Below are 11,983 nucleotides of genomic sequence, written 5' to 3'. Positions count from 1 at the left end.
ATACAGATAGGTAAGCCTTTGAAGTTATCGCTGGCTTTTCCCCCTGTTCACACCGTACGTGCGACTTTCACCGCATACGGCGTTCCAACTAATCCAATTTATTCTTTCTATGTTTTAAGCAGCCGAGTGAAGATTTTCCAAAGTTAGATTATTTCATTGTTACATTTCAGTCGTAAGTTATTTACTTTTTCTAATTGCTTATTTGTAAGCTTTACAGCTTTTAGGAACTTTTCAATTTTTACTTTGTCTTTCAAATGTATAAGTTGATGTATAGCCTTATTCAAAACTATTAAATTTGAGTAGCTATCATCTTTTGAAATGTGAAAAGGATTAATATGATGACAATGCCAGTCGATAATACCTAATTCTTCACCTAAAATTGCACATTTGCCATACTGGGCAATAAACTTACTTATTCTGTTGTCGTTATATTCAATAGATCTGTTTGGAATGTAGTTTCTCATGACGTAAGAAAGCGTATTTTTATTGATAGCCTTTAGGCTATTGTGAATTTTTGCTCTGCCTTCGGCAGTATAGTTACATATCACTTGGGAGAAACCAAGTGTTTTTCTCCATCGTTGCGCATGGATGGGGACAAAGACCATATTTTGTATTTTAAATAGTTTGGACTTATATCCTTTGTATCGCTTCTGTAATGTCTTTGACATCTCATGAAAACTTGCCTCTGTTCGAATATTCTTTAGTTGATTGTATAACGTCTTGCGTAGATATAGATTTAACTCATTCAAGTTAATTGTAATTTGAGTTGCAGCTGAGTAATAGTTTTGGATACCCATTACAACGGTATTAAAATTCCAAACGGTCTGAATGCAGGGTTTTCTCTTGATTACTTTTATCGCTTCTTTAATCTTTTGAAAGGCATTTGCTTTAGCCTTTTTTGACATATCAGACTTTGCTACGAAACCAAATCTGGTCTTACCTTTTCTTATGGCTTTTATTGTAAATCCTAGAAACTCTGAAGAGTTTTTCTTTAAGTTCACGACCTTTGATTTTTCTTCACTCGTCTCCAAGTGTAATCTCTTTTTCAAGAATTCTTTTAATGCATAATTTATTTTAATTGCCTGTGACCTTGTTCGGCACATCACCTTAAAATCATCCGCATAACGGACAATAAAACACTCTTTCAAACTCGATTTCTTTAATTGCTGATACTTACTACCATTAGTCGAATACGTATAATTGCTTTCAAATGTTTCCCATTGGTCACTAACCCACCAATCCAATTCATTTAACACAATGTTAGATAATAAAGGTGAAAGAATACCACCTTGCGGTGTTCCTTTTGTAGGAATACCTTCTCCTACAATCTCTGCTTTTAATAACCTAGATATAATAGAAAGAAGGGATTTATCCCTAATGCCTATTGACCACATTTGTTTTAAAAGTTTGCTATGATTTACATTATCGAAGAAACCTTTAATATCTACGTCAACACAATAATGTAGTCCAGATTGGTTAATGAGAAATTCAAGTCTAGCTTTGGCATGATGAGTGTTGCGATTTGGTCTAAAACCATAACTATGTTTATGGAATTTAGCTTCACAGATTGGCTCTAAAATTTGCAGTACACATTGTTGAAAAATTCTATCCCATATCGTCGGTATCCCTAAAGGTCTAGTTTTATCTACTCCTTTTGGAATGAAAACCCGTCTAACTGGTTGTGGTTCATACCATTTGAACATACCTTGAACTTTAGCTATTACATCTACAACTGGTAAATGCAGAATATCATTAATTGTTAATTTATCGATTCCCGCAGTTTTGCTACCTGTATTTCTTTTGATGTTTCGGTAGGCAAGACGTATATTATCCTTAGAACTCATTAATTCTGTTAAGTTATAGAAATGATGACCACAAACACTTTGAGCGTAGAGTGTATCAAAACAATCTTGCATACTATAATACTCATTGTGTCTCAGTTTCTTCCGTTTCAATAAGTCGGTGACTCCTTTTGGAGTTAAACCTCTATTAGTCTCACAAGAACCTTATTAATCGATAAAGAACTGCCTTACTTGGTTGAATAAATCTTTATTAGTCTAGTGGCTATCCCTCCATGTGGATTAGACACTTCATTGGTACTGTGCCACCACTTTCACTGATATAAAGGCAAGTTATACAGTAACTAGTATCATTATTGCTTTCCTTGTCAACGTTTCTTAGGGGAGTAAGCCCTCCACGTTATCAGCTTAAAACGTTGAATTATATCTATTATAGAATGAACTTAGGTGCTTCCTCTAAGCCTGTTAGATACATACGCCTGTAACGTATCATGGATTTTCATATTAGTTAGTCTTACTCACCCACATCTAACCTCACAATTTGGTGATATACACATTTCTATGTATCGCAGTTCTAGACCCGTACATTCAGAAGTTCGTCAGCTTAACCATTTCTTTTCGGTTTATTTGCATTCTCACCATATTCATTCAACTCAAGCATCATGAATTACACCACTCCCTCGAGTAGGCTTTCGTCAGCGGACCTGGTACGGTAATTTCTCACGCCTTTTCACCGAGCTTATAACACAATCATTCTTACTAAATCCAGTGCTATTCGACTAAGAGAGAACCCTTCCGAGCGTTACCTCATCATTTGATTCTTCGATATAACCCTTCAGTTCCGAAAGGAACTGTCTAGCCTTTACCTGAGTAATGTGACCATTCTCAATTTAAACTAGAAACATTTCGCACAAGTAAACTGCTCCGTTAGTAGAATAGCAACAATCTTCTCGAAAACAGCCCTATAAATAAAAAAACGCCACAAAAATGTGACGCTTTTCATCGCTTTTCTGCAAAATGAGTAGTTGATTTCCGTTCTGGACAAGATATTTCCTGGGCATCCAGTCCCCATTACAATCTACCAATTCATTTAGCTAGTATCCAATTATTTATTAATATTGAATAAGTGTTTTAATGTCTAGGTCACCAAGTTTTGCACGACCGTTTAGATCTGTCAATTCAATAAGGAAGGCACAGCCAACAACTTGACCACCTAATTGTTCTACTAAACGCACTGTTGCTTCAACAGTACCACCAGTCGCAAGTAAGTCATCACAGATTAATACTTTTTGACCTGGTTTAATCGCATCTTTGTGCATCGTTAACGTATCTTTACCGTACTCAAGTCCGTAGTCAGCACTGATCACTTCACGTGGTAATTTTCCTGGCTTACGAACAGGCGCAAATCCAATTTCAAGTGCATAAGCAACTGGGCATCCGATAATGAAGCCACGAGCCTCAGGACCTACCACAATTTCAGCACCTAATTCTTTTGCGTAACTTACGATTTGATCTGTTGCATATTTGTATGCAGTACCGTTATCCATAATTGTCGTAATATCTTTGAAGCTGATACCTTCTTTCGGCCAGTTCTCAACCGTTGTTACGTATTGCTTTAAATCCATGTTATTGTTCCTCCTACGAAACTTTTTCGCATATTAATGTAATCGTTCATCAAACCATTGTTTTAGTTCTATATAAGGGGCATATACTAGCTTTTGCTCCATTTCAATCTGTTCTGAACGCTGTTTGTAAGACGGTGCCTCTGCAAGTGCCTGTTTTGGTGCATTCACGTTGACAGTCGTCAGTCCACTCTCCATTTTAACAAAATCAAGCTCAAAAAACACCTGTGTCATAAATTTTAATGCATCTAATGGCCAACCTGTATGCTTCGCTAATTCAGACAAATGCATATTCAGTGGAAAAGCAGGACGATTTTTTAAAAACTTATAATACCAGGAGAATTGCTCACGTGTAGGCAATCCACTGAAATACTGAGAATCAGGCATGTAAAAATGTGCATAAATACGGGAAGGTGCTGTTTTTCGTAAGACATCTTCTAACAGTTGAACATTTTGCGGCAAATCTAGTAGCACGATATAATTAGTTTGTTCTACATTTGAAAGTGTAGGTTCCACCGCTAGGATTGGCACACCAATTAACGACTGATAATAGGTCACCGTCTCTGGACGAAAGGCGATGAATGTTGCCTCCTCTTTTGGGACCGTATTTAACCAGCGTGATGTTTGTCGAATACCACGAATATCAAATAATTGCCATTCAGTCGTTTGGACATCCTCTATCATAAATTGTGCTTTTTTACGTCCTTGCCACTCGTTAATTTGTAAATCTCCAGTAAACGATACTTTTGTACCATATGTTAACTCGTCGTGTAAATGGCCTTTATTGAAACCGACGCCATCCAATTTTTCATAGCCATCCGTCAATTCCATTTTTATATGATTTTCTGCTGCTCCAATTTTCCGCATGGAGGATATTTCCACATCTTCGAGCACATAAACAGGTTTCGGAAAATCAGTACCATATGGACCGAGCGTTGAAATTTCTTCAATAGCATCTGCTGAAATCTCATCCATTTTTAGTGGTATATCAATATTGAGAACAGGTGTTAATTGCTCTTCCGATAAGCATGCTCTTGCTTGAGTATCTAAGCGTGCTCTTAATTCATCAACATGCTCAATGGGTAACGTCATCCCCGCTGCCATAGGATGCCCACCAAAATGAGGTAATATATCTCGATTTTTCGCTAGTTCATTAAATAAATGGAATCCTTCAATACTACGAGCTGAACCTTTAGCTGTTCCTTTTTCGTAGTCTAGTGACAGTACAATGGTTGGACGATAATATAGCTCTACAAGACGAGACGCGACAATCCCTACTACTCCAGCATTCCAGCCTTCTCCAGCGATCACTAAAACGAGTGAATCCCCGATTTTTTTATCTGATTCAATGAGAGCAATGGCCTCATCTGTAATACTCTTTACAATATCTTTACGCTCACTATTACATGTATTAAGCTGTTTCGCCAATGCTGTTGCTTTAGCATTATCATCAGCCATTAATAGCTCTACACCTGGTGCCGCTTCTCCAAGTCGACCAACTGCATTTAAACGCGGTCCAAAGTAAAAGCCGATTGTTTCTTCACTGATTTTAGCTTGCTCTGCACTTGCAACTTCACACATCGCTTGTACCCAAGGGCTGAGTGAACGACGCATTTCTTCTATTCCTCGCTTAACTAGGTAGCGGTTTTCATCAACTAATGGTACTAAATCCGCTACTGTTCCAACAGCTACATATTCGAATAAATGCGTTGGCAGTTCCCCATATAGAGCATGAGCTAACTTAAACGCTACACCCACACCTGCTAGCTCACCAAATGGATAATGTCCTTCTGGTATACGAGGATGTAAAATAATATCTGCAGGTGGTAATTCATCGCCTGGTTCATGGTGATCTGTAACGATAACATCCATACCTAGTTCCTTCGCGATACGAATTGGTTCCATCCCTGAAATACCATTATCAACTGTAATAATTAGTTGAACACCCTCTTCATGTGCTTCACGAAATAGTGCTTCGTGCGGTCCATAACCGTGAATAAAACGATTTGGTATTTTAAACGAAACATCAGCACCGAGATCAAGTAACACATTCAGCATAACTGTCGTGCTAGTGACTCCATCGGCATCGTAATCGCCATATACTAAGATTTTCTCTCCATTATCAAGTGCTTGCTCTATACGTGCTACTGCTTCTGCCATGCCGTGCATTAAAAACGGGTCATGGATACTTGCTTCTGTCATATTTAATAAGCTCTCTGCGTCAGCAGTTGTTTCGCAGCCTCGTGCTGCTAAAATTTTTGCTGCAATCGCAGAAAGTTGTAGGTCATTTTGTAATGTTTGGACAAGCTTCGCGTCTGGGCGCTCTACTTGCCATCTCTTTTTCGATAGAATCATCTCTTCACTTCCTCACGAAAGCTATTATACCGAAAATCTTGCCTATTCGCACTATCTGCTAGAATGATAGTTTTACCCTGTAAAGTTGTGGCAGCTCGCCGTCGTTTCTACTAATTCTAACAATCCCAAAAGAAAAAAGCCTACTCCGTTTAAAGAGTAGACTTCTGAAACACTTCTTTTGAAGCAGATACTAATGCCTCAACCTTCTCCAAATTACCTTCATGCAATGCTGTCACGATCGCACTACCGACGATTACACCATCACTAAGTGCCCCCATGCTTACCACCTGCTCAGGAGTTGAAATTCCAAAGCCAGCTAGCACTGGTATTTGGCTTACTTCACGTAAGCGTGCAAAATGATCATGTAAATCATCTGCAAAGCTTGCACGGGCCCCTGTAATTCCATTGACTGTCACGGCATAGACAAACCCTTGACTAGCACCCGCGATACGAGCAATTCGCTCTGGAGGACTTGTTAATGATACAAGCTGAACGATGTCGATACCATATGGATTTAATGTGTCACGTAAGACAGCACTTTCTTCAAGCGGTACATCAGGAACGATTAACCCTTTAACGCCCCCTGCCACACAAGCCTTAGCAAAAGCCTCTAACCCAAAAGCTAAAACAGGATTAAAATAAGTCATGACAACTAACGGAACTTGAATTTCTCCTCTAAATGAAGCTAATAATGTAAGCACTCTACGTAATGTTGCACCTTCGGCTAAAGCACGTTCACCTGCTTGCTCGATCGTCGGCCCATCCGCTACAGGATCCGTAAACGGTATACCAACTTCAATTGCCGTTACCCCCATTTCCTGTAGCTTCAGGATCGTTGGCTTCAAAGTTTCTAGACCCCCATCGCCCGCCATAATATAAGGTACGAATGCTTTATTACCTCCGATTTTCGTTTGTTCAATTGCCTGCTGTAGTGTTGTCATTACACTTCTCCTCCTAATGCTTTTCGGACAGTATGGACATCCTTATCTCCTCGGCCAGATAGGCACACAACAATGATGTCATCTGTAGACATTGTCTTCGCGAGTTTTGCTGTATAAGCAATAGCATGGGAGCTTTCTAGTGCAGGTAGGATACCTTCCGTTTTACTCAGTAATTGCAAGCCCTCAAGTGCTTCACTATCTGTAATCGAATCAAATTGAACACGCCCAATATCATGTAAATAACAATGTTCTGGACCTTTCCCTGGATAATCTAGACCAGCTGAAATAGAATGAGCTTCCTGCACAAAGCCATTTTCATCTTGTAATAAATACATGTATGCACCATGTAAAACGCCTAGCTGACCTCCGGCAATTGCTGCTGCATGCTTACCTGTCTCAATTCCACTGCCTGCTGCCTCTACCCCGTATAGCGCTACAGTCTCGTCGTCAACAAAAGGGTGGAACATACCAATTGCATTACTACCGCCGCCTATACAAGCGACGACTGCATCAGGTAAACGTCCTTCCTTATTTACAATCTGCTCTCTAGTTTCAACACCTATTATACGCTGGAAATCCCTTACTATTTTCGGGAATGGATGTGGTCCTAAAGCCGAGCCTAAAATATAATGAGTATCCTCAACATTTGTCACCCAGTAGCGCAGTGCTGCATTGACAGCATCCTTTAATGTTTTTGAACCTGTTTCTACAGATTCCACTTTTGTACCGAGTAACTCCATGCGAAACACATTCAACTGTTGGCGTTTGATATCCTCTGCCCCCATAAAGACAACACATTCAAGATTCAATAATGCGCATGCTGTGGCCGTTGCTACTCCATGCTGCCCCGCACCTGTTTCTGCGACTATTTTCTTTTTACCCATTCGTTTTGCAAGAAGCGCTTGACCAATGGCATTATTAATCTTATGAGCTCCCGTATGATTCAAATCTTCACGCTTTAAATAAACTTTCGCTCCCCCTAGCTCTTTTGTTAAATTTTCTGCGTAATACAACGGCGTCTCACGACCAACATATTGTTGTAAATAATAGGCTAATTCCTCAGTGTACGCTTGATCATTCATTGCCTCGTCATAGGCCGTCTCTAATTCCAACAAAGCTGTCATTAATGTTTCCGGAACAAATTGTCCACCAAATTTCCCGTAACGCCCTTCCTTTGTAGGTACACTATTTGCAATTGAATTTGCCATTATGCTCTCCCCTTCTTTACTGCCTGTATAAATGCGGTTATTTTAGCTATATCTTTTACACCGTCTGTCTCCACACCACTTGATACATCTACCATAAATGGAGACACAAATGATACTGCTTTTCCTATATTTTCAGCTCGCAAACCACCTGCTAGCATTAACTTTTCTCGCGGAATCCCTACTTTCTCTAGGAGGGTCCAATCAAACGCATGGCCACTACCTCCTTTAAAATCGGTTCCTGGCGCATCAAATAGGTAATAGTCCACATCATAATTAGCAGCAACCTGAACATCTTCAGCACCTCTGACGGACAAAGCTTTAATTGCCGGATAGCCTTGCCGACGAATAAAATCAGGAGATTCCTCCCCATGGTATTGCACATAATCTAGTGGTACACTTTCCATCACAGTTCGTAATTCCTCTGCGCTTGGATTAACAAAAACACCGATTTTTAAAACGCTCTCTGGCACATGTTTGGCTAATTGTTGTGCCTGTTCAATCGTCACTCGTCGTTTACTTGGTGCAAAGACAAAACCAATGGCGTCAGCCCCTGCCTCCACTGCTGCCCGTACATGCTGTTGTTCCTTTAGTCCACAAATTTTCACTTTCGTCATACAGATGCCCCCACCTTATTGACCTGTAAACTTTTTAGAGCAAAACCAGCATCACCACTGCGCATTAATGACTCGCCTACAAGAACGCCACTAGCCCCCATAGCCGCCACCGCTTTAGCGTCTTCTTGCGTCCATATCCCACTTTCACTTATTAAAACTTTCTCTTCACCGAACGGAAAAGCTTCAGCAATTTCTCGTGTTCGCTCTAAGCTCACTTCGAACGTACGTAAGTCTCGGTTATTGACGCCAATTAGTTTGGCACCAACTGCAATAGCCCGCTCAAGCTCTTCGAGATCATGCACCTCCACTAATACCTCTAAATTTAAACCTGTTGCAAAACTATAAAGATCTCGTAATGCTTGATCGGTTAACGCGGCCACAATTAATAAAATAATGGATGCACCCGATGCCTTCGCAAATCGAATTTGCACACGATCGATCATAAAATCCTTACAAAGAAGTGGCGTTTGGACAGCATTTGCAACTGCAGCTAAATCATCAAAGGAGCCTTTAAAAAACTGTTTATCTGTTAAAACGGAAATGGCTGCTGCCCCTGCGTCTGCATAAATTTTTGCTTGTGCCACTGGATCTGTCCCTTCTGCGATTAGCCCTTTCGAAGGGGAAGCACGCTTCATCTCAGAAATAACTTGTAATGTTTCAGCTTCTCGCAATTGCTCAAACAACGATGGACGCGGTTTTTCTGTAAAATTCGCTAACGGGTCGGGCTGTTCAAGTAATGCAACAACTTCAATCTTTTTTTGTTCGAGAATTTTATTTAAAATATTCATTGTTGGACCTCCACTTCTTTAATATGCTCACTATAAGTAATGACTGCCTCTAATTTTTGAAGGGCACGCCCGCTAAAAATACTATCTTTCGCTATTTCTACACCTTCTTTAACGGTTTCAGCAATTCCGTAGCTGAACAACCCAATACCAGCATTCAATAAAACGGTATCAAAATAAGCACTTTGTTCACCAGCTAATAATGAACGCATAATTGCCGCATTTTCATCTGCATTACCTCCACGAATAGCCTCTATTGGTGCATAGCTGAGACCCGCTTCCTCTGCAGTTAACGAAAATGGAATTAAGTCTCCTTTATCTATTAAAACAAAAGTATTTTGACCAGCTAATGACGCCTCATCTAAACCTAGTGGCCCAGAAACGACCATTGCACGTTCTCGCCCGAGCATTTGTAATACGGATGCATATTCCATGACAAAATTAGGACGATTAATACCTGTAAATTGCGTTGATAAAGGCACTGGATTCGTAAGAGGACCGACAAGATTAAAAATTGTTGGCTTGCCAAGTGCACGACGAACCTCGCCAATTCGCTTTAATTTCGGATGAACATTTGGAGCATATAAAAAGGCTATTCCTTCTTTCTCTAACAGATCGACAGTTTGTTCAATAGAAATATTCGTATGAATCCCGAGCGCCTCCAAAACATCAGAGCTTCCAGATGCCGAAGATATTTTGCGATTGCCGTGCTTCGCCATTTTGACACCGGCCCCCGCTAGTACAAAGGCGCAAGTTGTACTAATATTGAATGTATTAAGTCCATCGCCACCAGTACCACAATTATCCATATAGACCCCTTCGTTTGCTGGTACGTCTAATGCAAATGAGCGCATAGTTGTGGCTAATGCCGCTACTTCATGTGCAGTTTCACCTTTGACAGATAATGCCGTTAAAAAGCTTGCGATTTGATCCTTTGGTGTGTCATCTTGAAACATCCATTTTGCTGCCTGTAGCATTTCCTCATACATTAAATGCTCTCGGCGTTGTACTTTTTCACGAATACCTTCCATTAGTGTGAACCTCCTTCTTTTTCAAGTAGCTGTAAAAATTCCTGTTCATCTTCTTCTACTTGATTCAAAACTTCTTCAACATTTGTATATTTGGTCACCATTACAGTCGATTGCATATTCATCGTTTCATTTTCTATGACAATGGATTTCCCTGTTAAGGCAAAATCAAGATGACCGTTAAAACCAAGAAATCCAAGAGCACCTCTAAATATCCCCGTAGTTTGAATAGATTTATCTAAATAATCCTTTACCTGACCACCTGTTGTTGCAAAGGATGGTAATGTCGTAGCTAAAACATCAAGTGCATGAAGCATCGGTAATATTTGTCCCTCGACTCTCGATGTCATGTGTAATGCATGCTTGGAACACTCAATTCTCATCGCCTCAATAACTTGAATAGAATCTCGGAAGCACACAGACTGTAGCTCTTGTTGCACGGCAGAAACAAGTACAGCATGCGACTCCCTAATAGTTGTGTTTTCATGTAGCTTGCGTTCCTGCTCTACATCTTCACCTTTTATGGAACCTCTAGGAAATGCCCCCTCTGTTGGTGTGGCAATCACACGCTCACCTTTTACTCGAATTAGACTTTCAGGAGATGTCCCTAAGACAATATGGTCGTCAAATTCTACATAATACATATAGGGAGCGGGGTGTTTTTTACGCAATTGACGATATAAAGCGAAAGCATCTCCTTGTAAATTTGCTAAAACGCACTTTGATAACATAACCCTAGTAATATCTTCATCTAAAGAAGCTTTGATTGATGTAAGGGATGTTGCAAACTGTTCTTTCTTCGTCGATTCGAAAGGTTCAAAGCTACAAGACGTATCCTCATTCTCTCTACCTTTTAAAAGTTGCTCTGCCAACTCTTCTAAATTTGGTTCTTTTTTTTCCGCATCAATATTCGTATAAATCAAAGTAACCTCATCTGTTACATGATCAAACACAATAACTGTCTCATACACATGGAAATGCACATCTGGTAGCCCCGTTTTATCCTGTGCAGTCGAAAATCTTGTTGTTGTACCTTGGCCAACATAGCCAACAGCTCCTCCTGAAAATGGAAATTGTGTCGTATTGGATATACGTGGCATTAACCTTTTCAATAAAACAAACATGTCGCCCTTATGTGTATAGGTGTGTCCAGTCTTATATGAATATTCCTGAATCTCATCTCCAAAGCCTTTATATGTTTTTCTTGGATTAACACCGATAAAAGAAAAGCGTCCTGCTCCTTCATGCTGTGCTGAACTTTCCAGCAAAAATTTATGTTTCCCTTGAAGGCGTCTAAAAATTAAAATTGGTGTTAATGAATCAGCATTAATAGTTTTCATTTTTGTTCTTGAACTCGTTGATAGCATAATGACCAAGCTCCTTTTCTTAAAAATCCTCTACCATTGGACTTACAAATGTTTAGCAGCTGAATCGGTATTTGTTGAATAAAAAGGTTTATCATCATAGTGTAGGGTTGATTTCCGTTCCGGCTGGACGCTTTGTAGCTGCCGCTTCGCTTTCGCTACAGAAAACATTTGTTGTTGCTACCGCTTCGCTTTCGCGCAGAGCAGAACTTCCTGGGGGCGTCCGATGAGCCGCTTAGGCCAACACGATGTTGGTCACGAGGGCGT

At 40.0% G+C, this 11,983-nt stretch carries 9 protein-coding genes; all 9 read right to left on the bottom strand.

Going from position 1 to position 11,983, the window contains the following annotated elements; genetic code table 11:
* Positions 1–143 precede the first annotated feature (143 nt).
* The 9 genes from ltrA to ABE34_RS23690 all read right to left on the bottom strand — a co-directional run bounded on the left by ltrA (position 144) and on the right by ABE34_RS23690 (position 11,719).
* Positions 144–1,916 carry a group II intron reverse transcriptase/maturase gene (ltrA, locus tag ABE34_RS23730; protein ID WP_197139928.1) on the bottom strand — a complete coding sequence of 591 codons (1,773 nt, stop codon included), beginning with the start codon at positions 1,914–1,916 and terminating at the stop codon, positions 144–146.
* Positions 1,917–2,911: 995 nt separating this feature from the next.
* Positions 2,912–3,424, bottom strand: coding sequence for an adenine phosphoribosyltransferase (locus ABE34_RS23725; RefSeq protein WP_197144856.1), 513 nt, complete (start codon positions 3,422–3,424; stop codon positions 2,912–2,914).
* Between the two features lie 33 nt (positions 3,425–3,457).
* On the bottom strand, positions 3,458–5,776 hold the full coding sequence (recJ, locus tag ABE34_RS23720) for a single-stranded-DNA-specific exonuclease RecJ (protein WP_197144855.1): 2,319 nt from the start codon (positions 5,774–5,776) through the stop codon (positions 3,458–3,460).
* Positions 5,777–5,925: 149 nt separating this feature from the next.
* A complete protein-coding gene (gene trpA, locus ABE34_RS23715; RefSeq protein WP_197144854.1) occupies positions 5,926–6,717 on the bottom strand; it encodes a tryptophan synthase subunit alpha in 792 nt (263 codons plus the stop codon).
* Positions 6,717–7,925: a tryptophan synthase subunit beta gene (gene trpB, locus ABE34_RS23710; protein ID WP_197144853.1), complete on the bottom strand. Its 1,209-nt coding sequence runs from the start codon at positions 7,923–7,925 to the stop codon at positions 6,717–6,719. Before trpB ends, trpA begins: the two co-directional genes overlap by 1 nt.
* Positions 7,925–8,539, bottom strand: a complete 615-nt coding sequence (locus tag ABE34_RS23705; RefSeq protein ID WP_197144852.1) for a phosphoribosylanthranilate isomerase — start codon at positions 8,537–8,539, stop codon at positions 7,925–7,927. The genes trpB and ABE34_RS23705 overlap by 1 nt, the downstream gene beginning before the upstream one ends.
* On the bottom strand, positions 8,536–9,327 hold the full coding sequence (trpC, locus tag ABE34_RS23700; RefSeq protein ID WP_197144851.1) for an indole-3-glycerol phosphate synthase TrpC: 792 nt from the start codon (positions 9,325–9,327) through the stop codon (positions 8,536–8,538). Before trpC ends, ABE34_RS23705 begins: the two co-directional genes overlap by 4 nt.
* Positions 9,324–10,355 (bottom strand): anthranilate phosphoribosyltransferase, encoded by a 1,032-nt coding sequence (gene trpD, locus ABE34_RS23695; RefSeq protein WP_197144850.1) that lies wholly within the window; start codon positions 10,353–10,355, stop codon positions 9,324–9,326. The genes trpC and trpD overlap by 4 nt, the downstream gene beginning before the upstream one ends.
* Positions 10,355–11,719, bottom strand: a complete 1,365-nt coding sequence (locus tag ABE34_RS23690) for a chorismate-binding protein (RefSeq protein WP_197144849.1) — start codon at positions 11,717–11,719, stop codon at positions 10,355–10,357. The genes trpD and ABE34_RS23690 overlap by 1 nt, the downstream gene beginning before the upstream one ends.
* Positions 11,720–11,983 lie beyond the last annotated feature (264 nt).

Origin of the sequence: Lysinibacillus sphaericus, assembly GCF_015844675.1 — a bacterium.
GTDB lineage: Bacteria > Bacillota > Bacilli > Bacillales_A > Planococcaceae > Lysinibacillus > Lysinibacillus sphaericus_E.
The sequence above is the reverse complement of the archived record's forward strand: the minus strand, read 5'-3'. Positions and strand labels throughout refer to the sequence as shown.